This window comes from Candidatus Anaeroferrophillus wilburensis (assembly GCA_016934315.1).
Taxonomy (GTDB): Bacteria; Desulfobacterota; Anaeroferrophillalia; order Anaeroferrophillales; family Anaeroferrophillaceae; genus Anaeroferrophillus; species Anaeroferrophillus wilburensis.
Genome location: JAFGSY010000028.1, coordinates 53,153 through 79,766, shown reverse-complemented (window position 1 = coordinate 79,766; position 26,614 = coordinate 53,153). Strand labels below are relative to the sequence as shown.

The window sequence follows — 26,614 nt, the reverse complement described above, 5'->3', positions numbered from 1 at the left end:
GGCGTCTGTGAAAAAAATTATAATAGGTGTGTTCAACGCACTCATTGCATAAAGGGAGGGAAACATGGCAGCAGTACGCGTGGCAGTAAACGGGTTTGGGCGGATTGGCAGAGATTGCCTGAGAGCCGCTGTAAATGATGATCGTTTTGATTTTCGAGCTATTGTCAGTACTATCGATGATGCGAAAACCATGGCTCATTTGCTGAAATATGATTCTGTTTCCGGAACCCTCGATGCGGAAATCATTCCAGGGGATAAATCGCTGACCATGAATGGCAAGCAGATTCAGCTGATTGCCGGCAAAGATCCCAAAAGCGTTCCCTGGCAGGACCTGGGGGTTGATATCGTTATGGAGTGTTCCGGGCTTTACCGGGACCGGGATAAGGCGGCGGTTTTCCTTGATGCCGGGGTTCAGCGAGTAGTGGTTTCGGCACCGGTGAAGAAAGCTGATGCCACCATTGTTATGGGGGTCAACCAGGATGATTTTACGGTTGATCGCGATTTTGTTATTTCCAATGCTTCCTGTACCACCAACTGCCTGGCTCCGGTTGCCAAAGTGCTGTTGGAAAATTTCGGTATTAAGCGGGGGATGATGACCACCGTACACTCCTATACCCGAGATCAGCAGATTCTCGATTCCCGACATAAGGATCTGCGCCGGGCGCGGGCCGCAGCCATGTCGATGATTCCCACCACCACTGGCGCGGCGGCCGCGGTCGGTTTGGTTCTTCCCCAGCTGAAAGGGAAACTTGATGGTCTGGCGATCAGGGTGCCGACCCCAAATGTTTCCCTTGTTGACTTGGTGGTGGAAGTGGAGAAGGAGACGTCGGCTGATGTAGTCAATGACTGTTTCCGCCAGGCGGCTGACAAGGAGCTGAAAGGGATTCTGATGGTTTCTGATGAGCCCCTGGTTTCCGTCGATTACAACCATAATCCCCATTCATCCATCGTTGATGCTGAATTGACTAATGTTATGGACGGGACGTTGCTGAAGGTGATGAGTTGGTATGACAATGAATGGGGTTACGCCTGTCGGCTCAATGATTTGACCGCCTATGTGGCCAAACTGGCCGACCTGATGTAAGATTGAACAGCAGAGCAGGAGAAAAGGCCTGAAACGGCAACCAGAGAAACAGCGGCCGGCAGCATGGGCATGATAGCGTTGTTGGAGGAGAACTCAACCATGGTACAGTATATTGATCAGTTGGAAAATGGTTCAGTGAGGGGAAAAAAAGCGTTTGTCAGAGTTGACTTCAACGTCCCCCTGGATGATAGCGGTAATATAACCGACGATACTCGCATTCGCCGGGTTCTGCCGACGATCAATAAGCTTCTCGATGAGGGGATGGTGGTGGTTCTTGCTTCCCATATGGGCCGGCCGAAAGGGACGGTGGTGCCGAAATTTTCTCTGGCTCCGGTTGCCAAACGGCTTGGCCGACTGCTGAAAAAAGATGTTGTTTTTCTGTCGGACTGTGTTGGATCTATTGTGGCACAGACATTGGCGGAAGCACTCCCCGGCACGGTTATCCTGCTGGAGAACCTGCGCTTTTATCCGGGAGAGTCGAGTAATGATCCGGATTTTGCCAAAGCACTTGCCAGGGGGATTGATATCTATGTGAACGATGCTTTTGCCACCGCGCACCGTTCCCATGCGTCGGTGGTCGGCATTGTCGCCCATGTCCCTCGTTGTTATGCCGGCTTTCTCATGAAGGAGGAGCTTAACTATTTTCATCGGGCGTTGGAAAACCCCATGCGGCCGGTGGTGGCAATCATTGGCGGCGCCAAGGTCTCCAGTAAGCTGGGCGCCCTGGAAAACCTCATCAACCGGGTGGATAAAGTGATTGTCGGTGGTGCCATGGCCTTCACCTTTCTGAAGTCCATGGGCTTTGGTCTGGGTGAATCATTGGTCGAGGCCGACATGGTTGATCAGGCCCGCGAGATTTTTAAAAAAGCGATTGCCAAGGGGGTGCGGTTCTACCTGCCGGTGGATTGTGTTGCCGGCGACCGGATGGCGCCTGATGCCGATACCCGGGTTCTGCCGGTGCAGGAGATCCCGAAAAAATGGATGGGACTGGACATCGGACCGGCAACCACCACCCTGTTCAACGAGGTTATCCAGGATGCCAAGACGATTATCTGGAATGGCCCCATGGGTGCTTTTGAGCTGGATGCCTTCAGTCGTGGAACCCTGGCGATGGTACATAACGTCGCCAATACCTATGCCTTGACCATTGTCGGCGGCGGCGATACGGATGTGGCGGTACATAAAGCCGGTGAGGTTGATCGGATTTCCTATATTTCCACCGGCGGCGGTGCGTTTTTGGAACTGCTGGAGGGGAAAAAACTGCCGGCAATTGCCGCTTTGGAGCAGTCCTGTGGCTCCTGATTCTTGCCAAACAAGTCGTACATTAGGGGTGGTCACCGCAAGGGGCGAAACGTAGTGGGCAGGATGGCAAATCTATGACTGGTGAACCAAAAATTATTGCCGGCAACTGGAAGATGCATAAGACCCTTGTCGAAGGGCAGTCTTTTCTTGATGAGTTTCTGCCCTTGATCGGGGGTTGTGGTGAAGGAGACGCTGCCATTATCCTGGCGCCGAATTTTACCCTGCTGTCAGCGTTTGCCAGCCGCTGCCAGGATGTCGGCATCGGTCTGGCGGCCCAAAATTGCCATACCGAGACAGCAGGTGCTTTTACCGGTGAAACATCAGTGGGGATGCTGACTGCCATCGGTGTGACCCATGTCCTGGTGGGCCATTCAGAGCGCCGTGCCCTGTTTGCTGAAGATGATGCTCTGCTGCATCGCAAGGTGCAGACGGTGATGGAAGCCGGCCTGGTGCCGATCTTCTGTGTTGGTGAAACCTTGGCTGAGCGCCAGGAACAGCAGCATCAGGCGGTTGTTGAGCGGCAATTGCAGTGCGGCCTTGCCGGCCTTGCCGGTCATCGGCTTTTGGTGGCCTATGAGCCGGTCTGGGCCATCGGCACCGGCAAGACAGCCACTGTTGGCGATGCCCAGGAGATGCACTCTTTTATCCGCCGGGTGCTGGATTCCTGCTTTGAGGGTTCCGGCCGAATCCCGATTCTTTATGGAGGCAGCGTAAAGCCGGACAATGCCGCCCAGCTCATGAGTCAGCCGGATGTTGATGGGGTACTGGTGGGCGGTGCATCCCTGGTTGCTGCTGACTTCGCTCGGATAGTTGCCGCGGCAGGTGCCCGCTGATCGACGACGCTCTTGTGTTGATGGTACGCAGAAATTGCTTTGGGCTTGACTTTCCTGCCGTTTGCTGGTAGGAAATCAAGCCTTTAATGTCTTTTCGGGGAGGAGTTTGACCTTGACCACCTTTATTATTGTTTTGCATGTCGTCGTGTCATTGGCACTTATTTTTATTATTCTGCTGCAGGCGGGTACAGGTGCCGGGATGGGGGCTGCTTTTGGTGCCGGCAGCAGCCAGACCCTGTTTGGCAGTAGTGGCTCCAGCAAGTTTTTTACCCGCTTGACTGCTGTCGCGGCAGCGGTTTTTATGCTGACCTCCCTTTCCCTGACGGTGGTTTCCGCCCATCGGGTCAAAGGGACGGTAATGGAGGGTTTTGATGCCGCCCAACCGGTCCAGAGCGAACAGGTCCAGCCCGTAACTTCCCAGGCGGGCGAGCAGCAAAATGCCGCGCCGTCGCCGGCGGCTCAACCTGCCGGGGTTGAACAGCCGGAAAATACGCCGAAATAAAGCTGTACCGATATTAATGACGTTACCTGTTGGTGGGGGAGATTTTTTTCACAATCAGCCGGGCGATCTGCTCGAGTGACAGATTGTCGGTTTTTATTTTTAGTGCAGCTGTTTCATATAAGGGCTTTCTGTTTTGCAGAAGGCCCTTTATTTTTTCTATCCTGAATGTGCCGCTGTTTTGCAGCAGTGGTCGTGACTGGCAACCGGCGGTACGCGCCGCAATAGTTTCCAGACTTGCATCCAGGAAAATGACGGTTCCTTTTGTCTGCATGAGGGCACGATTCTGCGGGCTGAGTACCGTACCGCCGCCGGTGGCCAGGACCAAGGGGGGACAGTTTAAAATATCTGCCAGAGCTTGCTCCTCCACCCGCCGAAAATAGGCTTCTCCTTCGTCCTGGAAGATCAACACAATGCTTTTTTGCTCACGCTTTTCAATGAACTCGTCCAGATCGATAAAGGGTCGTTGCAGCATAGCGCTGAGCTTTTTGCCCACCGATGATTTCCCTGCGCCCATGAAACCGGTGAGGATAAGATGCCCTGGCGGGACGCCGCAGGATGCGGGTAAGTCATCAGAACGATGTGAGGTAGTCACAATAACCATGATAATTGCGGCTGAATTCATCCAGGTGATCACCGCCGAACTTTTCCAGTAGGAGTCGGGTGATTTCAAAGGCTGCCGCCGCTTCGCCGACCACTGCAGCCGCCGGGACCGCACAGGTGTCTGAGCGTTCAACAGAAGCCTCAAAAGGCTGTTTAGTGATCATGTCCACCGATTTCAATGGTTGATAGAGGGTGGGAATGGGTTTCATGGCGGCAGTTATGATAATATCTTCGCCATTGCTGATTCCTCCTTCGATACCACCGGCATTGTTGCTCAGATGGTAAAACCCCCGGTTATGGTTATGGGCAATTTCATCATGCACCAGTGAACCGCGAAGTTCTGCAGCCTGAAAACCGAGGCCGATTTCCACTCCTTTAACTGCCTGAATACTCATGATCGCCTGGGCCAGGCGGCCATCCAGTTTGCTGTCATACTGGATATGACTGCCGATCCCCGGTGGCAAGCCCCTGATAATCACTCGGAAAATGCCTCCCAGGGTATCCCCTTGCTTTTTTGCCAGATCGATAACCTTTTTCAGTTGTTCTTCCAGGGTCGGGTCCGGCAGACGGAGCGATGATTGTTCCGCAGCCATGGCCAACTGAGCATCATCCTGCTGCAGGGTTTCCTGATCTACCCTTTCCGTGCCAATAGCGGTGACATAGGAAAAAATCTGGATGGTACATTGTTCCAGCAATGCTTTGCAAAGGGCTCCCACCGCCACCCTGATGGCAGTTTCCCGGGCGCTGGCCCGTTCAAGTATATTGCGGGCATCCCGCTGGTTGTATTTAAGGCAGCCGGGAAGATCGACATGCCCGGGCCGTGGTCTGGTCACCGCTTTGGCAAACCCTTCATCAGCCTTTGCCGGAGACATCTGCTGCTGCCAGTTTTTCCAGTCTTTATTGGTGATCGCCATGGTGATGGGGTTGCCCGTCGTTGTCCCGAAACGGACACCGGAGAGCAAGGTTACCTGATCCGCTTCAATGGCCATCCGACCTCCCCGGCCGTACCCCTGCTGGCGACGGGCCAGATCATAATTGATCTTTTCTGCAGAAACGGGCACACCGGCGGGGATGCCGGAGAGGATAGCTGTCAGTTGGGGGCCGTGGGATTCCCCGGCCGTCAAGCAGGTCAACATAAAGGGTTACTCCTCAAAAAGAGCTTTTTTTGCCGTCAAGGAGAGAAACATAAGCGCTAGAGCGGTTCGTTGCATGACACCTGATAGACCATAGAATGACCATCCAGGCCATATCTACCGCAATAGAGTGCTGACCGCAATAAAAAAGGCTGATGAATTATCAGATTCATCAGCCTTTTCCCTACCGTTCAGATCTGCTGATCAGAAATTGCTGCTGGTCTGGAGGGGAATGACGGTTGGGGTAATGAAGATCAGCAGCTCTGTTTGCGAATTTTTATTATACTTTTGCTTGAACAGCAGGTCACCCAACAGGGGAACCTCAGAAAAACCGGGGACTTCATTTTCGTCGCTGGTCTTGTCTTTCTCGATGATGCCGCCGACCACCGCCGTTTCGCCGTTGAAAAGCAACAGAGTGGTTTCGATGGCCTGGGTATTGATTGCCGGGCCATCGGAAGTCTGTACCCCGATCGAGTCCTTATTGATCTTCACTTCCATGGAGACATTATCATTATTGGTGATGTGGGGGACAACCTCAAGGCTCAGCTCGGCTTTTTTGAATTCCGTTGTCGTGCCATCCTGGGAGGTCGTCTGATAGGGGATCTCCACTCCCTGCCCGATGCGGGCTTTATGATTGTCAAGGGCAAGGACCTTAGGTGTTGAGAGGATGTTGGCCAAATGGTTGTTCTTCAACGCCGTTAGGCGCAGATTGAGATTGAAAACCCCCACCTTGCCAAAAATCATCCCCAAACCGCTGGTTGCCCCGGATGCCGGCAGATTGACAACATAGTTGCTGGCAATGGATGGTTCAGGGGTGATGCTGGGTAGGCCGGTGGTGCCGTTATTGCCGGTGACGCCATAGTAGTGGTCACTGTCCCGGTCGCCCCAGACACCGCCCCACTGGATGCCGATATCTTTGACGGCGTCAGTTTCAATTTTGACGATCTTAGCCTCGATCAAGACCTGTTTAATGGGCATGTCAAGCTGCTGCAACAGGTTTTTTGCGCCCTCAATATAGCGGGGCAGATCCTTGATGATCAACGTGTTGGTCCGTTGATCGGTGTCGATGGAACCCCGGTCGCTGAGTATTGCCGTCAGTCTGGGAGCGATATCGGCAGCCTGGGCAAAATTAACCTTGACAATGGCCAGTTCGGTTTCTGCAAGGGTTTCATTGGCTTTTTTGTTTTGCGCCAGGGCTTCCTTTTCCTCCTTGAAGCGGGAGAGCGGGGCGATGCGGATGACATTGCCATCCCGTTCCATCCCCAGTTTGTTGGTTTTCAGGAGGATATTAAAGGCCTGCTGCCAAGGTACTTCTTTCAGTTTGATGGTTACCGTTCCCTGGACGTCCTCGCCCATGATCAGGTTCATGTGCTTGATGTCAGCCAGAAAACGAAAAACATTCTGCAGGTCGGCATCTTTGAAATCAGCGGTGATCAGATTCTTGCCTGCCGATGGCCGGTACTGCCGTCGGCTGCTGGTTTTTACCACTGGTTTTGCTGCCGGCTTCTTTGCCGCCGTATTATTCGCAACTGGAAAACTAAGCTGCAGCTCCTTTCCTGATGCGCTGAAGGTATAGTTGGGCAGCTGAGCTTCGTTGGTGTCAAAGACCAGCCTAGTTTTGTCAGGATAGGTCTGGTAGCGGCACCCTTCAAAGAGGGTCTGTGGTAGGTGTTCGGCGATATTATTGGCTTTAAAGGTGGCATCGGGAAAATCAATGCCGAGCCTGGGGGGGTTGTCGACGTGAAACAGGTGGAATGTTGTATGTTGCTGCATTTCCAACTCACCGGTGAAAACCACCTGTACCGCATTTTTTGCTGTGCTGCTGCTGGCGGTGACCGTTTGCCGCGCAGCTGCCGGCGACGCCATCGGCATGCTGAGCAGCCAGCCAGTCAAAACCATGATCATCAGTGAACAGGTTATCGTTCTCACTTTCATTGCAATGCTCCCCCCTTGATTTCTTCTACATGGAGTTTCAGGGTAACTTTTCGAATTTGCTGCTGATCATAGATATCCAGATATGGTTCAGCAATGATGACCTCATTCTCTTTAATCTCTTCTATAATACCGCTGAGATTGCCTAAATGGTCGCCTTCGGAAATCGTGTAACTGATATGCTCCGGGTCTTCAACCATGGCGTAATGGTTGCCGCTTAGGAGAATGCCCACCAGTTTGAATTGGTTAAGGGAATATTTTTCCAAAGGTGTGCTCGGTTCCTTGGTCGGAATGGGCCGTTCAATCTGACTGAAATTGATGAAGGGCCGGAAAGGATCTCGCTTTCCCAGGGAATCATAGACAAATGTCGGGCTCTGAAGTTCCTGGATGGTGGCCGCTTTTTCCTTTACCGGTTCCTCTGCTGACCAGCCGGGTGCTACTAGGACGGCCAGCAGGGCGCAGCTGAGCAGGATTCGGCCTGCAGATCGCAATGACAGCTGTTGTGGCTTAGCTACCATGGTTTTCCCCGCCTTTCGGTTGTTCAATAAAGGTATAGGTAATGGCTTTGAACTTTGTGCTGAGGGTATCCTGACCATTGATGACTTTATAATCACTCATCTGGTAATCGTCGATGCTGACAATCCTGGACATGGTACAGATGTTGGTGAAGAAGGTCCCCAGGGCATGATAGTTGCCAGTGACGGCAATGTCGATGGGAACTTCGGCATAAAAGCCCACTGGTTTTGCCGATTGGGGTTGGAAAAGCTCAAAATCAAGCCCGGCCTCTTTCCCGAGTTTGGTTATCTGCATCAGCAGCCTGGGGATTTCCTTGGAGTTGGGAAGCTTCTGGGCGGTCATTTTGAAATCCATCTGCAGGCCGGCAATCTCTTTTTCAAATTTTTCCAGTTGATTGGCTATCTGCTTGGTCTGGCTGAGCTTCAGTTGTGCCTGTTGGTATTGTTTGTTGAGTTTTGTCAGCTGTTTCAGCTGCGGACCAAAGAGAAAGTAATAATAGAGTCCGCCAATGCCAATAGCAATAACTGCCACCAGCAGGATTTTCTTTGGATTGGAGAGTCTTTGGAGAAAGTCAAGGTTCAGATCGGCCATGCTATTTTCCCTTCCTCTTCCCCTTCCCCTTGGATTTTGCCTGCTTGGTGGCGGGTTCCTCAGGAGTGGTTGTTTTTGTTGACGGCAGTAAGGTTTTGATCATGAACTCCTTAAGTTCAAGATCCTGCAGCGCTTTTGATTTCAGATACACAAGTTCTGATTGCTGCAACTGCTCAGATTGTTTTACATTGTTCAAAAACTCGACAATGGTTTCATTGTCGATGGCTATTCCCTTTATCTCCAGCAGGGTATTTTTTCTGCTGAGCGAAGTAAGCCATAGTTTGTCCGGTTTATACTGGTTGATATCATGCAGAGTTTTAACCGGCAGCAACCTGGATGAATCAAGATTGTTGATGACTTCTATTTTCCGACTGATTTCCTCTTTTTGTTTTTTGTATTGATCGATTTTATCAATGACCGGCTGTAGTGCCGCTATCTGCTTCTGCGTCCGCTGCAGACCAGCTTTGACGCTCTTGACTTTGCTGCTGATCATGACCTGAGCTACCCCGCAGACGACCAGGGTCAGGAGAATGATGCCAATACCGATGGCCATCTGGTTCCGCAGGGTTTGCTTTTTTCGTTCAGCACGAACCGGGAGTAGATTTATTCTGATCATTTAATAGTATCCTTCCTGAGTGCCAGACCTACAGCAACAGCAGCCAAAGGTGCCATGTCCTGGATATAGTTACTGTCAAACTTTTTCTCCGGAACAATCAGGTTGCGGAAAGAATTAATGATTTCAGTTTCTATGGTGGTTATCTCGTGAACCATGGAGACGATGCCTGCCAGTTTGGCACCTCCACCGCCAAGGTAGATCTTTTCAATCCGGCTGCCGGAGGCCGACGTGTGATAAAAGTCGATTGTTTTGTTGATTTCATTAATAAAAGAAAAAGCGGCGTCGGCGATTATCTTTTCGAGATCGCTACGGTTTATACCTTCGACCGGCACCCCGATTTTCAACTGTTCGGCTGTTTGATAGTTAAGGTTGAGTTGTTTTTGCAGCTGTTCGGTGATCATCCGGCTGCCTACGGTGATGTCGCGGGTGAAATTTGAGACTCCCTGTTTGATAATGTTGATGTTGGTGATGTTGGAACCGATATCAACAAGAGCGACAACCTCTTCACCGGCGTCCTCGTAATTATACTCATACATATTTTCCAGGGCAAAATTGTCCACGTCAACGATAACGGGAACCAGCCCAGCTTCCTCAATAACTCCAAGGTAATCACTGATGATATCTTTTTTCACGGCCACCAGCAGAACATCCATCTTATCATCAGCCTCAGAACTGGGTCCCAGAATCTGGAAATCCAGGTTGACATCATAAATGTCATAGGGAATGTGATGGGCAGCTTCCTCATAAATGGTGTTTTCCACCGTTGCCTCATCCATGACCGGCAGGAGAATTTTCTTGATAATAACCGAATGCCCGGAAATGGAAGTGCAGATCTGCTTTTTTCTGCTCTTCAGGTTTTCGATGAGATTTTTAATCGTGTTGACAATCGCCATTGAGTCCATGATGGTACCATCCACAATGGTATCTGTTGGGAGAATGGCGATGCCAAAATTTTGTAAAGTATAGCGGGATCCCGATTCTTTCAGCTCGACAATTTTGATGTAGCTTGAGCCGATATCGAGGCCGAGAAAGGTCTTAGACTGTTGGAAAAACATGGCCCTCCAATGGTATCCTTGAAAACGTGTAAGGGGTTGAAAAGCTCCTGTAATCGCTCATATTTTCTTTCCGGCCAGCCAAAAGATGTTTTATTGTTCTGCTGGAGTTATTATACCTGTCGGCGGTTTTGTCAACAATTTTAGGAGTTTTTTTAATTTTTTTATCTGGTTAGCAAAAAAAATGCCATGGATGCTGCTGCCGACTGTTCATTGATGCACAATGCAGGCCTAACGCAACTCGTTAACCAAGGGGATGTTTTATCACGTCCGTCCATAGTATAAACTGCTGATACGATGATGGCAATCGGGAATGTCGTTAAAGGTCATCATTTGGATGGTTGCTGAAAAATCAAGTGTTTTCAATAGGTTGAATGTTCTTATGGGCCAGGTCAACCTCCGAAATCAATCTCATGGCAACCAGGGAGCCCTGCGCGGAATGAGACGTTTCCGGTTTTGGGAGATTGGGGGGAATCGACAAAACATCAGGTGCTGCAGGGGGCAGTGGGGGAGGATTATGTATCCTGAGTACAAATATGTATGAACGGGTGTGTCCGGTGCTATCTGGTTATGGCAACAACGATGGAGGAGATGGTAAAGCTATCTAATTATCAAGGAGTTCTAATTTTCTTTTGGCAATTTCTGCTTGGTCGGTATCGGGAAAATCCTGGATGACTTTTTCAAGAATGATTTTGCCATCAGTCTGGTCGCCAAGCATGAGGAAGGAAAACCCCTGCTTCAGCAAAGCACTGGGAACCTTCTGATGCCGCGGGTTTTTCGTAATAATTTCATCGTACTTGATGATTGCTTCCTCATACTGCTTTTGTTTGTAAGAGCATTCCGCAATCCAGAACATGGCGTTAACTTTGAACTGACTTTCAGGAAAGACAGTCAGGAATTTCTGAAATTTTTTCCTGGCGGTGGCGAAGTCTCCATGCTTGAAGACTCCATAGGCATCATCATAAAAAGCTTTTTCCCGGGCACTGGTGGGCTGTTCAGGCGGTGCCGGTGCAGGTTGAGCAGCAGTGCCACTGTCGGCGGCGGGAGAAGGGGAAACAGCAGCAGGCCCGGTTCCAGCCTGCTGCTGTAAAGCGGCAATATCGGTTTCCAGTTTTTTCAGGCGATTATCGATCCGATCATAAAGAAGCTGCAGTTCCTTGGTTTCAACTGCCTGGAGTTCCCGCGGGCCAAGCCTGGTTTCTTCAACATTGGCGCCGATGATCTGCAGTTCGGTCTCAAGACTGTCAAGTTTGACGTTGGTATCGGCCGTTAATTTCTGCAGTTCCGCAGCTGTTTTCCTGGAGGTTTCGGCCTGCTTGGTTTCCATAGCATCGACCCGATGCTGCAATGTCCGTACGGAGTCATCCAATTGGACGTAATACTGATCATTGACACAACCCACTGCTATCAGCCCGAACAGCAGGATAAGCAGGAGCATTTTAATCTTGTGATAACCGTTGATCCGCATGGTATGACCGGCTCTGACAGCAGAAGATAATGAATCTCTGGAAAGGAGCAATCTAAACTGCTGCTTGTTGAATGCTACTTGGCGACAACGACAAAATCGTCCCGGCGATTTTTCCACCAGCAACCCTCATAATGGGCACTGCACACCGGTTTCTCCTCACCATAGCTGATGGTTTCCAGCTGTTTGGGTGAAATGCCCAGGTAGATAAGATATTTCTTCGCACTGGCAGCCCGCCGTTCACCCAGGGCAAGATTGTATTCATTGGCACCCCGTTCATCACAATTTCCTTCAATGCGGACCACCGCTCCCGGGTTGTTTTTCAACCACTGGGCATGTTTGGCTAGGGTTTCACGGGGCAGGTCTTTGAGGTCATGCTTGTCAAAATCAAAAAATATCGGTTCCAGCTTGTCCCCAATGCCAAGGATCTTTTCAGCAGGCAGGGCGGCCTCTTTAACCATGGTCTTGGGTGCAGGTTTTGGGGCGGGCTGGGTTATGGCTGCCGGCGGGGCTACCGTTTCTTCCTGTAATGATGTCGTCTTGCAGGTGCTGCAGGCGGCAAACATCATGGTTACGATTGCAAGGAGAAGCCACAAAGCTGCAATTTTTGTGTGTTTCATGATGATGGTGCTCCTTTCTGTGAGGCTAACGGATTCAGTTCCGCTTAGGGCGAAAATTTTATCTGCAATAACGCTTTTTGAAGAAAAAATCAAGTCATTAAAGTGAATTTTCCCACAGCTGGGAAAATCATGTTTTATTGATTGTTAGACCATGATGGACTTTGTTTTTCCATGACACCGTTTGTTATCTCCTTTAAATTATGGCCATGAAGGTCCATAATCATAAGCTGTTTTACCCCTGATGCCGAAGAAGTAAAGACGATATGCCTGCCGTTGGGGGACCAGCAGGGGTCTTCATTGTCACCCTTGAGGAAGCTCAGCTGCAGCAGGTTGCGGCCATCAGGATCGATTGAACAAATCTGGAAAGCATTGTCAATGATTGAGGAGAAAACAATTTTATTGGTGTGGGATGACCAGTCAGGGTGGGCATTATAGTTCCCTGTATGGGTAATCCGCCGCAAATCCTTTCCTCTATGGTCCATGATATAAATCTGCGGGCTCCCGGCCCGGTCTGAAACAAAGGCAATCTCCTTGCCGGATGGCGCCCAGCAGGGGGATGCATCGCTGGCCCAATTATTGGTCAGCCGTCTGATCAGCTGGCCGGTGGTGGTGGATATGATGGCAATCTCAGCATTGTCTTCAAAGCTTTGCATGAGAACGAACTGCTGGTTGGTCTGCGACCATTCAGCCGCAGTATTCAGTCCCTTCTTATCCGCAATCAGCTTCTCTCTGCCCCGGCTGAAATCAAGAATGTAGAGATCTGGGTTGTTGCGCTTGTAAGAGGTGTAGGCCAGTTTGGTAACATCGTGGGACCAGGTGGGTGACAGGTTGATGCCGCCGTTGCTGGTGACCTGCTGCAACCCGTTGCCGTCGTAATCCATGGTGTAGATTTCCTTTATGCCGTGTTCCGTCTTTGTGGCAACAAAGGCGATCTTTGAAGAAAATTCTCCCGGCAGGCCGGTAATGGTTTGGACAACCTCGTTGCAGAATTTATGGGCAATGAGGCGATGATCCTCCGGTCGCCCCCGGTAGCGTTTGCCAAAGATCATATTTTGGGAAAAAACATTAAAGAGCCGCAACTCCAAGACCAGTTGTTCCGCGGTGCGGTAATAGCCGCCTTTTATCAGCAGTTCGGCCCCGGTCAGCGACCAGTCCCTGAAATCGAAGGTGCCCAGTGATATGCCGGCTTTCTGGGAGTCTTCCAGGTACGTCGAAGGGTCTGCGATGACTTCAAAAAAAGTCGAGAAATCCAGATCACTCACCATAACGTCCCGGAAAGGCGCAGCAATCTCTATCATCTTATCCTGGCCACCCATGGGTTGCAGCGGGGCAATCGCCAGCGGAATTTTGCGGATGTTTGGCTGGTTGATTTCAAGGTAAACTTTGCTATGGCAGCTGTTCGCCAGCAACAGTTGGCTGCAGACCAGCAGCAAAAACATGGTTGCCGTCGTGGTTGAAAAGGTGGAAAGTCTCATGATAAGACGCCGCATCTGGATATCCTCAGTTATAAAGATCGCTTGGTTCAAAGGTTATGATGAACTCTTCCTGGCGTTGCTCCAGCGCTGCTGGAAACGGCGGGAAGGGAGCTGCCTGGTTGATAGCCCGGAGAATGGAATCATCAAACAGCTGGTTGCCGGACAGCTGCTGAGTTGTGCTGGCAATCAGTGTCCCGGTGTCGCTGATGGTCAGGGATACCGTCGCTGAAAGTTTTTCCCGGGCCAGATGCTCCGGTAGATGCCAGTGGCTGGTTATCCGGGCGCGCAGCTGGTCAGCGTAATATTGCTGCTGTCCCAGTACCGAGGGGGTCGTTGATCCGGTTTGCCGCTGGATTAATTTCTCCCTGATTGCTTTGAGCTCCTCAGCTCGTTGAGCTTGAGCCAGGCGTTCCTTGATGCGAGCCAGGGCATTCGGGTCTGGAGCTGGGTGCGGTTTTGCTTTGGCAATGGCTTCCTTGGTAACCGTTTTTTTTGTCGGTGGAGGAATCTTCTTCTTACTGATGGTCGCTTTTTTATGGGGAATCGTTTTTTGTGCCGATGGCTTATGCTCTTGTTCTTCAGGCTCCAGCAGGACGATAGCCAGGTGACCGGCATCCTGGATGAATGGCCGCCGGGGGGCTGGCCAACCGATCAACAGCAACAGGTGTACGACAGCCGAGAGCAGTATAAAGGAGCGCATCGGATCGCCCCGAAAAAACTGCAGCATGCACATCACATTCGGATTCAGTCGAAGAAAGCGGAACACGAGATTATGGCAGCCCGAGCCGGTGCGCTGTGGCAACCGCATAGGCTGCAATCCCTTCCCCAGAACCGGTAAACCCCAGACCCTCAGTGGTGGTTGCTTTAATATTAACCTGACACGTGGGGCCCAGAATCTCCCCTATTCTTTGGTACATCTGAGGTAGGTAGGGCGCAAGTTTTGGTTGTTGGGCGACAATGGTAACATCAACTGCCTGCAGAGTAAACTGCTTGTCAGTGGCCAGCTTGACGGCATACTGGAGAAAATACCGGCTGTCAGCATCGCGATGCCGCTGGTCCGAGTCGGGAAAGTGCTGGCCGATGTCTCCGCCGGCAACCGCACCCAGAACGGCATCCACCAGGGCGTGGATAACCACATCTGCATCGGAATGACCTTCCAGACCACGTTGGTGAGGGATAGATACTCCCCCTAGAATCAGTGGACGTCCCGTTACGAGGCGGTGGACATCGTAGCCTAGACCAGTGGTGACGCGTGTTTGCACCATGCTGTACTCCTTGACGGAACCCCGGAGGTAGTATTCCGCCAGTGCCAGGTCTTCCGGGTAGGTGATTTTCACGTTGCGCTGCTCTCCTTCAATCCAGTCAATGGGAGTTCCCGGGCAGGCCAGTTCCACCAAATGGGCGTCATCGGTTATTGTCGGGGAAAGAGTTTTCTTCAGCGACTGATAACTGGACCACAAAAGGGCAAATGGTGCCCCCTGCGGAGTCTGGGCTAGACCTATGCGGTTTCTCGGCAAAGTGCCGATGACTGTTGTCCCCTCCCCCAATGATTTTACCGTTTCTGCCGGCGTTATAACCGGTGCAATAACTGTGCCGGGAGCAGAGCGGTCAATGACCTGCGTGATCAGTTGCGTACTGACCAGCGGGCGTACGCCATCATGGATAAGAATCAGATCTTCGGGTTGAGCGGTGGGATGTATGGCGGTCAGGCCGGCGAGTACAGATTTTTGGCGATTGTTTCCTCCGGGAACAACCTGGCGGACTTTAGTAAATGGTTTGACTATGGATCCCATTTTTTGCAGCAGATCATCGCTGTCTGCCGGTCCTACGAGGATAATGTCGGTGATTTGATCAATGCGGTGAAATGTTTCCAGGCACCAGAGAAAAAGCGGTTTCCCCAGTAGGGGGGTAAGCTGTTTCCGTTGCTGGCCGGGACAACGCTGACCGGAGCCGGCGGCGACAATAATGGTAAAGATTCGCGGAGCCAAGGCTGCTATCAGTGCTCCTTCTTGGCGAAGATCATGCGGCCGGCAGTGGTCTGCAGTACACTGGTTACCACCACGGTCAGTGTCTCGCCCACCAGATCTTTGGCATGATCAACAACGACCATGGTTCCGTCATCAAGATAGCCAATTCCCTGCAACGGCTCTTTTCCCTCTTTCATAATCAGAATATGGAGTGTTTCGCCCGGCAGGACAACCGGTTTTAGGGCATTTGCCAACTGATTAATGTTGAGGACCGCAACGCCTTGCAGATCGGCTACCTTGTTGAGGTTGAAATCGTTGGTGATGATTTTTGCCTGCTTTTTTTTCGCCAGGGCAACCAGTTTGGCATCGACCTCCTTGATGCGGGGGAAATCCTCGTCGATAATCTTGATCTCGATAAAGGCCTGATTCTGCATGCGCTTGAGGATATCCAAGCCGCGGCGGCCGCGGGTTCGACGGAGTGGGTCGGGGGAGTCAGCAATTGACTGCAGTTCCTGCAGCACAAATTGGGGAACGACCAGGACGCCTTCGAGAAAACCGGTTTCCGACAGGTCGGCAATGCGGCCATCGATAATGACTGATGTGTCAATAATTTTTTCGCTCCCCTTGACCCCTTTGAGTGCCAGGGAGCGCATGAGATCGAATTCATCGCCTTTTTTCAGGCCGATTTCCAGCGAGCCGTAGGCAAACAGGGAATAGATAAAAATGTAGAAAATAAAATTTATTTTAGGATCGTCAAAAAGGTTGAAAAGGATGCCATGGAACAGCAGGTTGGCGATGAATAAGCCCACCAGCAGGCCGATTAACCCCCCGAGAATGGTTCTCAGGGGGATCTTCTTCAGCTGCGAGACAAGGTAGAAAAGGTAAAAGACCAGCAACAGCGAGGTAAAAAAACCGATGACCGAAAAATCTACCCGATAGGTATGGGTATAGATAATCTGGTAGGAGAGCAGGGAGCCGACCAAGACTACCAGTAAACGAAAAAAAGTCAATTATTCCTCCATGGTGCATGGGCTGCTGAAAAGAGGTTCTCCGCAGAAAGGAAGCCTGGTGGGGGGCAGGAATGATGGTGACGCCCAGTATTTCCCTGAAATTGCTCGCTACGCTTAAACGAAAATATTTTCGATTTTTTCCTCGACGGACTGCTCTTTTTTTGCTGTTGCCAAGGCAAGTTCGTTGACGAGCAGGTTCTTGGCGGTATCCATCATCTTCCGTTCGCCGAAAGAGAGGTCTTTGTTGCTGCTGATGAGAATCAGGTCCCGCAGTACCTCGGCAATTTCAAAAATCGAACCGCCTTTAATCTTATCATGAAACAGCTTGTATCGTTTATTCCATGTCTGGTTGACGACTTTAATCTTTTTTTTCTTTAAAATTTCAAAAACTCGGGGGATTTCATCGGCATTGACCAGCTTTCGCAAGCCGACAGTCTTGGTGTTTGCCCGGGGGATCATAATGGTCATGCCGCTCTCCCTCGTCAGGAAGATGTAGAACTCCTGATTGCTGCCCATAATATCCTTTTTTTCGATTGCCTTTATTTCACCTACACCGTGACCGGGATATACTGCCTTGTCACCGATTTTGAACATGTATCCCCCTCTGTCAAATTTAACGAACAACGATAGCTGCAATCCTTCTGCCCTGCCAGATACGCAACTAATTATGCAACCAAGATTTTTTTTGGTGGCAAAATGCCGTCTGGCATGATAATGCCAACGCTAGTCGGCATGCTTGACCGCCATTGCGTCAGCAGCTTGATGGAGAAGGTGCCAAGCTAATAAAAATCAACTCCCACTGATATCATAAATCAGGTTAAAAAGTCAACCGCTAATCCTTGGTATGATTCCACTTTTCTGCCAGAAAACCCGTTGTTCCCCAGGGAAGAAAAGAAATGGTGGGGGTAGCGGGCGCCTTACTTGCTGGTTGTTTTGACCGTTGTTTCAGGCGATGTCCGCGGAACCGGATAAAAATTAGGAGGATATCAAGGTAATATGCCGTTGGAAGTACCGGAAACATGTATCGCTGTGCTGCTCTTTTTGTTCGGATTGGCTCTCGGCAGCTTTTTTAATGTCTGCATCTGCCGGATTCCGCGTGAAGAATCGGTTGTCTCTCCTCCTTCCCATTGTCCATCCTGCGGGCAGACGATTTCCTGGTGGCAGAATATCCCGGTATTCAGTTATCTTCTACTCCGTGGCCGTTGTTTTTCCTGTAAGCAGGCCATCTCTCCCAGATATGTGCTGGTGGAACTGCTGACCGGTTGCCTTTTTTTAGCGGTCTTTCTTCATGGCGGCTGGCGGCTGGCAACTATTTCTCAGCTGTTTTTCATCGCCCTGTTGATTCCCATAACGTTCATCGATCTGGATTATCAGATTATTCCCGATCGGTTCAGCCTTGGAGGCATTGTGTTGGGCTTCCTCAGCAGTTTCTGTTGTTCCGGCGTCAGCTGGCAGCAATCCGGGCTGGGGATCGTTGTTGGTGGCGGGACGTTATGGATTATTGCCGAAGGATATTATCGGTTTACCGGGCGGGAAGGTATGGGTGGCGGAGATGTTAAGCTGCTGGCGATGATCGGTGCCTTCCTGGGGGTCAAATCATTATTGCTGGTCATTCTGGTAAGTTCTCTTGCCGGCTCTCTCATTGGTATTATGCTGATGGTTCGCAGCCACAGGAACAGTCAGTATGCCGTGCCCTTTGGTCCCTTCCTGGCTTTTGGTGCCGCCGTGTACCTTTTTTGGGGAGAGCCATTGATCAGCTGGTATTTTGGCTGGATGGCTGGGTCTTGAACCTGTCTTGGGGCAGGTTGCGACGGGCAGGGTAAAACGACGCTGACATGGCAAGACGGCGTTTGCCGGGTGCGAACGCTGGTTTAAAGACCAGGAGTGTCAGGACCTTTCGCCTTTTGACCGCGGTATTTCAAGGCCACCAGGTACAATTCGGCGGAGCTTTTTCGGCTGGCCTCCGGTTTGGTGACCGTTACTTTTTCAAAGTATTGTCCAGCTTCCAGCCGCAATTCATGCAATCCTTCATGCTGAAAAACCTTGCAGAGGAAAAATCCCCCCGGTTTCAGGAAGGTGCATGCCAGCTCCATGGCCCGGCGATTGAGCTCATGAGCACGCAGCTGATCGGCGGCTTTGATGCCTGAAAGGTTGGGGGCGATGTCCGAAATGACCCCGTCAAAGAGCTGATTGGTGAAGGTTTGTATCTGTTTGCCGACGGTGTCGGTGAAAATATCTTCCTGGATTGTCTGGCAGGGGGGGGAAGGCAAGCCGGCAATGGGCAGCAGATCGATGCCCAGAACCAATCCTTTAGCGCCAACCAGCCGGGCAATGATCTGCATCCAGCCCCCTGGAGCGGCCCCAAGCTCGAGGATGCTGTCGCTTTTTTTAAAGAGTTGATAGCGCTGATGCAGCTGCTCAATTTTAAAAGCCGCCCGGGAGCGCAGCCCCTCCCGTTTTGCCTTGCGGTAGAAACCATCTTTTCGTTCAAATGCCATACTCTATCCCTCTCTGGTTTAAACATCTGCAATCCGAAACAGCACGGCAGCACAGGCAGACCGATTATCAGTTTGACACCAAAATACCATGCATGGTACTAAAAACAAGGAGAAAATGAGCTGCCATGCGATCTTTGGGTTGACCGGCTGTGGAGTATCCAGGCCATAGATCATTGATCGTGCTGCCGGGCTTAAAAGCCCTGCCGGCTGGGGTGTTGAGCAAGGGGGCAGTTCTTTAAGAGGCCCACCGAGGCACGACTCTCCAGGCTGTAGTTGCATGAAAACTTGGGTGATGACCTTATGGGCAGTTGATGCCCATGTTTTGTAAAAACCCCATTTCCCACTGATTCCGGCTGGAGCAGCAACGCTGCTCCTTAGTATTTTGTCCTGGTAATTTTTGATGACCATCTTCTGTATTATGCGTCAGCTTTGGTCATTGCTACAGCCCGTTCCTGAGGTTGTGCGGGTCTCGAAGCTGAAGCTTGTACCGTGCCGATCTTTTCAGGAGTTGTTGCCAGTTCATTAACCTTTCATTGAGTTGTCGTGAAAAAAATGAAAAAGAGTATAGCCCTGATTCATGAAGGTCTTGCCGAGATAATGATTTCCGGCAAGGGCATCAGCCGGGAGGTGGCGGTTGCCTTAGGTTCCCTTTCCCCCGATGACCTGTTTGTGTTATTGCCGTTGACCGACAGCCTGCGTCGCCATTTCTGCGGAACTGCCATTTCCCGCTGTGCCATTGCCAATGCCAAATCCGGCAAATGTCCGGAAAACTGCGCCTTCTGTGCCCAGTCAGTTCACTACCAAACGGCGGTCGAAAGTTTTCCCCTGTTAACCGTCGATCTCCTGTTGCAGCAGGCTTCCCAAGCCCGTAAACAAGGGGCAGCACACTTTTCCATCGTTACCAGCGGCAGTGCGGTCACCGGCCGGGATGAGATGGCCAGGGTCAGGGAGATGATTGTCGGTATTGCCGGTTTGGGCATGGCCCCGTGCGCTTCCCTGGGTTTTCTTGATGAGGCGGCTGCACACACATATAAGGAAGCGGGGCTGCGGCATTATCATCATAATCTCGAAACGGCCAGGAGCTATTTCCCCAACATCTGTACCACCCATACCTATGATCGGGCGGTGGAAACGGTTGCCGCGGCCAAGGGTGCTGGTTTATATGTCTGCAGCGGCGGGATAATCGGTATGGGAGAAAGCTGGGAGCAGCGGGTGGAACTGGCTCTCACCTTGCGTGACCTGGAGGTTGATTCCATCCCGCTCAATTTTTTGCATCCGGTTCCCGGAACCCCCCTCGGCAACCAGCCGGGTGTGGGGGCGTTTGCCGGTTTGTTGACCATTGCCATGTTCCGTCTGGTCTGCCCCACCCGTGACATCAGGGTCTGCGGCGGCCGTGCGCGAACTTTTCCTGATGCCCAGGCCATGCTTTTTGCCGCCGGTGCCAATGGGGTGATGGTCGGCAACTACCTGACCACCGCCGGCCGCCAATGGGCGGATGATGACCGGTTGCTGAGCGAATGGGGGAATGGTGGTGATGGCTGAAAACAAAAGTGCCTTGCAGCAGATCAGGAGTGAGCTTGACTCCCTGTCTGCCCAGGGTTTACGCCGTCGTTTGAGAACGGTCACCGGGCCACAGCGAAGTGAAACGACCTTGGATAGTCAGCCGACGACCATCTTATGTTCCAATAACTACCTGGGGTTGGCGGATGATCTGCGACTGCAGGCGTTGGCTGTTGAGGCGATTCGGGAATATGGTTGTTCTTCCGGGGCTTCACGGTTGATTTCCGGCACCATGAGCCTCCATCGCCAACTGGAAAAGGAACTGGCGGCTTTCAAGGGAACGGAAGGGGCGCTGGTTTATAATTGTGGCTACATGGCCAATCTGGGGGTGCTGGCCACCGTGGTCGGCGATGGCGATGCTGTTTACAGTGACGCCCTGAATCATGCCAGCATCGTTGACGGTTGCCGGCTGAGCCGGGCTGTAGTGAATATTTATCGCCACGGCGATGTTCAGCATCTGGCCGATCTGTTGGCTGCCGGGTCAGCATATCGCCGCCGCCTGATTGTCACCGACAGTGTTTTCAGCATGGACGGTGATCTGGCGCCGTTGCCGGAGATTGTCGCGCTGGCGCAGAAATATGATGCCTTGCTGCTGGTTGATGACGCCCATGCTACAGGGGTCCTGGGTGATCACGGGCGTGGGTCGGGCTCCCACTTTTCCCTGCCGGCATCGGCGATCGATCTGCTGATGGGGACATTGGGCAAAGCTTTGGGCAGCTACGGAGCTTTTGTGGCCGGCCGCCAGGAGTATCTTGATTATCTGACCAATAAGTCCCGTCCTTTCATCTATACCACAGCCCTGCCGCCGGCGGTGCTGGGTGCGTCCCTGGCTGCGGTCCGAGTGCTGCAGAATGAGCCGGGGCTGGTTGCCGAACTACGGAAAAAAATACTCTATACGCGAAGCAGACTTCGTGACCTTGGTTTTACGGTGCCCGATGATCCGACACCGATTATTCCCATTATTGTCGGTGATGCCGGGAGGACCATGGAGCTCAGTGAAAAATTTCTGGCGGCCGGCATCTTTATCCAGGGAATTCGACCGCCAACCGTGGAGGCAGGCAAGTCGCGCCTGCGGGTTACCATAACCCGTGATCTGAGTTGGTCGAGAATTGATGAAATTCTTGCTGTTTTTGCCAGCTTTCGTGATTTGTTTCCCCCGGTTGCAGAGAGATGAACGCGTTTCCGACAACCCGTTATCAGCCTATCTTTTTGTCGGTAGAAAGAGCAGAAAAAGCTTGACAAAGCAGGATGATTATATTAGGTGATGTCCTCTTTGGCGTTGCTGGCTGGGATAATGGCACGGCAGCGGTAAACTGTGTTCAAGTGGAGAAAATCAATGAAGACCTTTATGGCTAAGAATGAAAACGTCGAGCACGCCTGGCATGTTATTGATGCCAAGGGGAAAGTGCTTGGCCGGTTGGCAACTGAGATAGCAGATATCCTGCGGGGTAAAAATAAGCCGATCTATACCCCTCATGTTGATACCGGTGATTTTGTGGTGGTGGTTAATGCTCAGGATATCAGGTTGACCGGCAATAAAATGGCTGATAAAATGTATCATCATCACACCGGTTACCCGGGGGGGATACGATCAATTTCAGCTGAAAAGCTACTGGATAAAAAACCTGAGGAGTTGATTCGCCTGGCGGTTAAGGGCATGATGCCGAAAAACCGGCTGGGGCGTAAGATGTTCAAAAAACTCAAGGTGTATGCCGGCAAAGAGCATCCCCATCAGGCGCAGCAGCCGGCTGCCCGCGAGGTGTAACGACATCACATACGAGATGCGGTTCCGGTTGAAGCGGGACCGGTTAATTTTTTGCTGACAGAATGGATGATGAGAGCATGGGTACGAAACGTTTTTACGCAACGGGAAGAAGAAAATCAGCTGTAGCCCGCGTCTGGTTGAGTGAGGGTGCCGGGGCGATGGTGGTTAATAATAAGCCGATGGCAGAGTATTTTTCGGTTGGTGCAGCCCAAAAGCTGGTGTATCAGCCATTGCAGGCAACGGCAACGGACAGCAGCCTTGATGTCATGGTTACGGTTCGGGGTGGTGGCGTTACCGGGCAGGCAGGGGCGGTTAAACATGGTATCTCTAAAGCCCTGCTGGAATATAATGCCGAGTTCCGACCGGTATTGAAAAAGGCCGGCTTCCTGACCCGTGACGCGCGAATGAAAGAGCGGAAAAAATATGGTCAGCGCGGCGCTCGGGCGCGTTTTCAGTTTTCCAAGCGTTAATCCCTGCACGTCCGGTTGGCGATTACTACTCTGTTCGACTGCTGATGGGCGATTCCGTGACGTTGGTGAGCAAGTTTCAGGAGGTCTTTTTATGACCTCCTTTTTTTATGCGACTAACTTTGGCTGAGGCAACCTGATGGAAGTTGTCTTGGGGTAAGGTTGCCGGCGGTTTTGGTGAAAACCTTTTTCTTGACAGCCTCCAGACGCAGGAATCATCCTGTATGGAGGGGCCTGTCGGCCTAACATCAAACCCATGAATGATTGAGAGGTGTCCCCCATGGTTCGGGTTGCCGTTGTTGGCGCAAGCGGTTATACAGGTGTAGAATTAATCAGGATACTGTCTCGTCATCCTCAGGTGGAACTGGCGGTGGTTACCTCGCGTCAGTATGCCGGCGAAGAGGTTGCTGTTGTTTTCCCATCCCTGCGGGGAATTTGTTCTCTTGTCTTTTGCCCTAATGACTATGCTGCCATTAAAGATCAGGTTGATGTGGTTTTTACCGCTCTGCCGCACAAAACGGCCATGGAGGTGGTGGCTGATTTTTATGAGGCGGGTAAAAAGGTTATCGATCTCAGTGCAGATTACCGGTTTACCGATGTGAGCCTTTATGAATCATGGTATCAAGAGCACAGTCGTAAAGACTTGCTTGCTGCAGCGGTATACGGATTGCCGGAATTGCATCGCGAGGCGATCAGCAAAGCCGATATTGTCGGTAATCCCGGCTGTTATCCCACCGGTGCCATCCTGGCCCTGACCCCCCTCTTTCGCCAGGGGATGGCGGCTGCTGATCAGCCGGTTATTATTGATGCCAAATCCGGCACCAGCGGTGCCGGCCGGGGGTTGGCGACCGGTAGTCTCTATTGCGAGGTGAATGAATCATTTAAGGCTTATAAAGTTGGCATGCATCGCCACCAGCCGGAAATCCAGGAGCAGGTTGATCGCTCCTTTGGTGGTCACAGCCGCATTCTGTTCGTTCCCCATCTGGTGCCCATCAACCGGGGGATATTGTCAACAATCTATGTTCCGTTGAAGAACAGCTACTCTTCTGAAGATATCAAAGCTTTGTACGAGGATGCCTACGGCGGTGAATTTTTTGTCCGTTTGCTGCCGGCAGGAAGCCTGCCGACCGTTGCTGCCGTCAGAGGTTCAAATTATTGCGATATGGGGATGGTCTTGAAGCCTGAAGAGGGTCTGCTGGTCGTGTTAACGGCCATTGACAATCTGGTAAAAGGGGCGGCCGGCCAGGCAGTGCAGAATATGAATATCATGCTTGGTTTTAATGAACAGGCTGGCCTTGAAGCCGTTCCGCTTGCTCCCTGATCTCGGCATATGGGGGTGTTTTGCTGTCCCTGTGGCTCTTTCCTGCATTTCTTGACAAAAGTGCCCAGATTAATTATTACTTGGGAAAAGAGAGGAACTGTTATGGGGGTGCCAGTTGCAGCTCGGGTGTGGCGCAGGTGGCATGACGTTCTCTGCTAACTCAAGTTTATCCGGAAACGAGTGTTTTTCCCGCAAGTTTTTCAGGTTGCAGGAGTTTCATCAAGCATAGGGAGTTGTTGTCCTGATGCCTGAGAGCTGATTTCCCGGTCGGAAATAGCTGGTTTCTTGATGAACTGTCTCGGTTTGCAAAGGGGTATGTGTATGTCGCTTTCCGACGAACAGCTGGTTGAGACGTTATGCCGGCAAAGTGAGGACTTTAACCAGACATTCCAAGAGCATCGAAAGTACGACCAACAGTTGCAGGTTTTTGTCAATAAGCCGTACTTGACTCCGGAAGAGGAGCTGGAGGAGGCCCAGTTGAAAAAGCTCAAGCTGAAGGCAAAAGACAAGCTGTTTCGCCTGATGGCTGAGTATGCTCAGCGGGCGTGAATAAACAACGTTGGGACCAACCATCGGAAGGAGCGAACGGGTGAAGAAAACCGGGGCGCAGATGGTCTTGCAGTCACTGCAGATCGAGGGGGTAAAGGCGGTCTTTGGCTACCCCGGGGGAGCGGTGATCAACCTTTATGATGAAATGCCCAATTTCAGCTTTCGTCACTACCTCGTTCGCCACGAACAGGCGGCGGTGCATGCTGCTGATGGTTACGCCCGGGCAACGGGAGAGGTGGGTGTTGCCCTGGTGACCTCGGGACCGGGGGCAACCAATACCGTAACTGGACTTGCCACTGCCTATATGGATTCCATTCCTCTGGTTGTTTTTACCGGTCAGGTGCCCACCGCCCTGATTGGCAATGACGCGTTCCAGGAAGCAGATATTGTCGGGATCACCCGCCCCTGCACCAAGCACAACTACTTGGTCAAAGATGTCAAAGAGTTGCCCCGGATCATCAAGGAGGCATTTCACATCGCCCGTTCCGGCCGGCCGGGGCCGGTGCTGATTGACCTGCCCAAAGATATACTGGTCAGCAGTGCCGTCTATGAGTATCCTGAAAAGGTTGTTTTGCGGGGCTATAATCCCACCTATGAAGGTCACCCAGGCCAGTTGCGCAAAGCCTTGCGGACACTGCTGAAAGCCAAACGGCCGCTTTTTTATGTCGGCGGCGGAGCAATTCTGGCTGATGCCGCCGAGGTTATTACCAGGCTGGCAATCAGGCTCCAGATTCCAGTGACTACCACACTCATGGGGCTGGGTGCCTTTCCCGAGGATCACGATCTTTCCTTGGGTATGCTCGGCATGCATGGTACCTACCGGGCCAATATGGCGGTAACGGAAAGTGATGTCCTGGTTGCCATCGGGGCCCGCTTTGATGATCGGGTCACCGGCCGGATCGACGAGTTTGCTCCGGGAGCGAGAATAATTCATATTGATATCGATCCCACCTCGATCAGCAAAAATATCAAGGTTGATATCCCCATTGTCGGCGATGTGCTGGACGTGATGACCAAGATGCAGGTGGTGGTCGATGAACTGAGCGGGGAAGCGGCTGCCTTTGCCGGTGGCCATGATGACTGGTTGAGTAGAGTTGCCAAGTGGAAAGAGCTGCACAAGCTGGCCTATATCCAGGATGAAGTGATCAAACCCCAGTATGTGGTAGAACAAATCTACGCCTTGACCCGGGACCGGCAGCCGATTATCAGTACCGAGGTGGGGCAGAACCAGATGTGGGCGGCCCAGTTCTATCAGTTTACCAGGCCGCGGACCTGGCTGACCTCCGGCGGCCTGGGTACCATGGGCTATGGTTTGCCGGCGGCCCTGGGTGCGCAGGTTGCTTTTCCCGACCGCCTGGTGATTGATATTGCCGGTGATGGCAGTATCCAGATGAATATCCAGGAGTTGGCTACCGTGGTCCAGTATCAACTGCCGGTAAAGGTGATCATTCTTAATAACGGTTATTTGGGGATGGTCCGTCAATGGCAGGAGCTATTTTTTGCCAAGCATTACTCTGCCACTGAAATGGTTTCGGTGCCTGATTTTGTCAAGCTGGCTGAGGCCTATGGTGCCGTTGGCTTGCGAGCCACCAGGCCCGCGGAAGTAGTGCCGGTACTGGAGCAAGCGTTTGCAGTCGATAAGCCGGTGCTGGTGGATGTGGTGGTGGCCAAGGAGGAGAATGTGTATCCCATGGTGCCGGCCGGCCAACCCATCTCCAAAATGCTGCTGGTATAGAAACACCATGCCGGCAGCCTT

The 26,614-nt window shown here is 51.7% G+C and carries 27 protein-coding genes; 12 read left to right on the top strand and 15 right to left on the bottom strand.

Annotated elements, in window-relative coordinates; translation table 11 throughout:
* Positions 1-64: 64 nt before the first annotated feature.
* The 4 genes from gap to secG all read left to right on the top strand — a co-directional run bounded on the left by gap (position 65) and on the right by secG (position 3,721).
* The gene (gap, locus tag JXO50_07155) at positions 65-1,084 is read left to right on the top strand and encodes a type I glyceraldehyde-3-phosphate dehydrogenase (protein MBN2332867.1); all 1,020 of its coding nucleotides are present in this window, start codon (positions 65-67) and stop codon (positions 1,082-1,084) included.
* A gap of 99 nt (positions 1,085-1,183) precedes the next feature.
* The gene (locus JXO50_07150; GenBank protein ID MBN2332866.1) at positions 1,184-2,386 is read left to right on the top strand and encodes a phosphoglycerate kinase; all 1,203 of its coding nucleotides are present in this window, start codon (positions 1,184-1,186) and stop codon (positions 2,384-2,386) included.
* A gap of 74 nt (positions 2,387-2,460) precedes the next feature.
* A complete protein-coding gene (locus tag JXO50_07145; protein MBN2332865.1) occupies positions 2,461-3,219 on the top strand; it encodes a triose-phosphate isomerase in 759 nt (252 codons plus the stop codon).
* A gap of 112 nt (positions 3,220-3,331) precedes the next feature.
* Positions 3,332-3,721 carry a preprotein translocase subunit SecG gene (gene secG, locus JXO50_07140; protein MBN2332864.1) on the top strand — a complete coding sequence of 130 codons (390 nt, stop codon included), beginning with the start codon at positions 3,332-3,334 and terminating at the stop codon, positions 3,719-3,721.
* A 22-nt stretch (positions 3,722-3,743) separates the two neighbouring features.
* Here the strand turns inward: secG and JXO50_07135 are convergent, their stop codons facing one another.
* From JXO50_07135 to JXO50_07070, 14 genes are all read right to left on the bottom strand, one after another.
* Positions 3,744-4,214, bottom strand: coding sequence for a shikimate kinase (locus tag JXO50_07135; protein ID MBN2332863.1), 471 nt, complete (start codon positions 4,212-4,214; stop codon positions 3,744-3,746).
* A gap of 76 nt (positions 4,215-4,290) precedes the next feature.
* Positions 4,291-5,457, bottom strand: a complete 1,167-nt coding sequence (gene aroC, locus JXO50_07130; GenBank protein MBN2332862.1) for a chorismate synthase — start codon at positions 5,455-5,457, stop codon at positions 4,291-4,293.
* Between the two features lie 201 nt (positions 5,458-5,658).
* A complete protein-coding gene (pilQ, locus tag JXO50_07125) occupies positions 5,659-7,389 on the bottom strand; it encodes a type IV pilus secretin PilQ (protein ID MBN2332861.1) in 1,731 nt (576 codons plus the stop codon).
* A complete protein-coding gene (locus tag JXO50_07120; protein ID MBN2332860.1) occupies positions 7,386-7,904 on the bottom strand; it encodes a pilus assembly protein PilP in 519 nt (172 codons plus the stop codon). The genes pilQ and JXO50_07120 overlap by 4 nt, the downstream gene beginning before the upstream one ends.
* The gene (gene pilO, locus JXO50_07115; protein MBN2332859.1) at positions 7,894-8,493 is read right to left on the bottom strand and encodes a type 4a pilus biogenesis protein PilO; all 600 of its coding nucleotides are present in this window, start codon (positions 8,491-8,493) and stop codon (positions 7,894-7,896) included. Before pilO ends, JXO50_07120 begins: the two co-directional genes overlap by 11 nt.
* 1 nt (position 8,494) lies before the next feature.
* Positions 8,495-9,109 (bottom strand): PilN domain-containing protein, encoded by a 615-nt coding sequence (locus JXO50_07110; protein MBN2332858.1) that lies wholly within the window; start codon positions 9,107-9,109, stop codon positions 8,495-8,497.
* Entirely contained in the window at positions 9,106-10,164 is a 1,059-nt protein-coding gene (gene pilM, locus JXO50_07105; GenBank protein ID MBN2332857.1) for a type IV pilus assembly protein PilM, read from the bottom strand. The genes JXO50_07110 and pilM overlap by 4 nt, the downstream gene beginning before the upstream one ends.
* A 601-nt stretch (positions 10,165-10,765) precedes the next feature.
* Positions 10,766-11,680: a tol-pal system protein YbgF gene (gene ybgF, locus JXO50_07100; protein MBN2332856.1), complete on the bottom strand. Its 915-nt coding sequence runs from the start codon at positions 11,678-11,680 to the stop codon at positions 10,766-10,768.
* 23 nt (positions 11,681-11,703) lie between these two features.
* Positions 11,704-12,246 (bottom strand): peptidoglycan-associated lipoprotein Pal, encoded by a 543-nt coding sequence (gene pal, locus JXO50_07095; protein MBN2332855.1) that lies wholly within the window; start codon positions 12,244-12,246, stop codon positions 11,704-11,706.
* 134 nt (positions 12,247-12,380) lie between these two features.
* Complete coding sequence (locus tag JXO50_07090; GenBank protein MBN2332854.1) at positions 12,381-13,736, bottom strand: PD40 domain-containing protein; 1,356 nt, start codon at positions 13,734-13,736, stop codon at positions 12,381-12,383.
* Between the two features lie 10 nt (positions 13,737-13,746).
* Positions 13,747-14,448, bottom strand: coding sequence for a cell envelope integrity protein TolA (locus tag JXO50_07085; protein ID MBN2332853.1), 702 nt, complete (start codon positions 14,446-14,448; stop codon positions 13,747-13,749).
* A 43-nt stretch (positions 14,449-14,491) separates the two neighbouring features.
* Entirely contained in the window at positions 14,492-15,709 is a 1,218-nt protein-coding gene (locus JXO50_07080) for a 2-C-methyl-D-erythritol 2,4-cyclodiphosphate synthase (GenBank protein ID MBN2332852.1), read from the bottom strand.
* Positions 15,710-15,717: 8 nt separating this feature from the next.
* Positions 15,718-16,341 (bottom strand): TRAM domain-containing protein, encoded by a 624-nt coding sequence (locus JXO50_07075; protein MBN2332851.1) that lies wholly within the window; start codon positions 16,339-16,341, stop codon positions 15,718-15,720.
* Positions 16,342-16,812: 471 nt separating this feature from the next.
* A complete protein-coding gene (locus JXO50_07070) occupies positions 16,813-17,292 on the bottom strand; it encodes a CarD family transcriptional regulator (protein MBN2332850.1) in 480 nt (159 codons plus the stop codon).
* A gap of 402 nt (positions 17,293-17,694) precedes the next feature.
* Between JXO50_07070 and JXO50_07065 the strand changes: the two genes are divergently transcribed.
* The gene (locus JXO50_07065) at positions 17,695-18,486 is read left to right on the top strand and encodes a prepilin peptidase (protein ID MBN2332849.1); all 792 of its coding nucleotides are present in this window, start codon (positions 17,695-17,697) and stop codon (positions 18,484-18,486) included.
* An 83-nt stretch (positions 18,487-18,569) separates the two neighbouring features.
* Here the strand turns inward: JXO50_07065 and JXO50_07060 are convergent, their stop codons facing one another.
* A complete protein-coding gene (locus JXO50_07060; GenBank protein ID MBN2332848.1) occupies positions 18,570-19,196 on the bottom strand; it encodes an RlmE family RNA methyltransferase in 627 nt (208 codons plus the stop codon).
* Between the two features lie 552 nt (positions 19,197-19,748).
* Between JXO50_07060 and bioB the strand changes: the two genes are divergently transcribed.
* From bioB to ilvB, 7 genes are all read left to right on the top strand, one after another.
* Positions 19,749-20,738, top strand: a complete 990-nt coding sequence (gene bioB / locus JXO50_07055; protein MBN2332847.1) for a biotin synthase BioB — start codon at positions 19,749-19,751, stop codon at positions 20,736-20,738.
* Positions 20,731-21,930 (top strand): 8-amino-7-oxononanoate synthase, encoded by a 1,200-nt coding sequence (gene bioF, locus JXO50_07050; protein ID MBN2332846.1) that lies wholly within the window; start codon positions 20,731-20,733, stop codon positions 21,928-21,930. Before bioB ends, bioF begins: the two co-directional genes overlap by 8 nt.
* Positions 21,931-22,092: 162 nt before the next feature.
* A complete protein-coding gene (gene rplM / locus JXO50_07045; protein MBN2332845.1) occupies positions 22,093-22,521 on the top strand; it encodes a 50S ribosomal protein L13 in 429 nt (142 codons plus the stop codon).
* 77 nt (positions 22,522-22,598) lie between these two features.
* Entirely contained in the window at positions 22,599-22,991 is a 393-nt protein-coding gene (gene rpsI / locus JXO50_07040; GenBank protein ID MBN2332844.1) for a 30S ribosomal protein S9, read from the top strand.
* 277 nt (positions 22,992-23,268) lie between these two features.
* Positions 23,269-24,309: an N-acetyl-gamma-glutamyl-phosphate reductase gene (locus tag JXO50_07035; protein ID MBN2332843.1), complete on the top strand. Its 1,041-nt coding sequence runs from the start codon at positions 23,269-23,271 to the stop codon at positions 24,307-24,309.
* A 321-nt stretch (positions 24,310-24,630) separates the two neighbouring features.
* Entirely contained in the window at positions 24,631-24,858 is a 228-nt protein-coding gene (locus JXO50_07030) for a DUF465 domain-containing protein (GenBank protein ID MBN2332842.1), read from the top strand.
* Positions 24,859-24,898: 40 nt separating this feature from the next.
* A complete protein-coding gene (ilvB, locus tag JXO50_07025; GenBank protein MBN2332841.1) occupies positions 24,899-26,593 on the top strand; it encodes a biosynthetic-type acetolactate synthase large subunit in 1,695 nt (564 codons plus the stop codon).
* Positions 26,594-26,614: the final 21 nt, after the last annotated feature.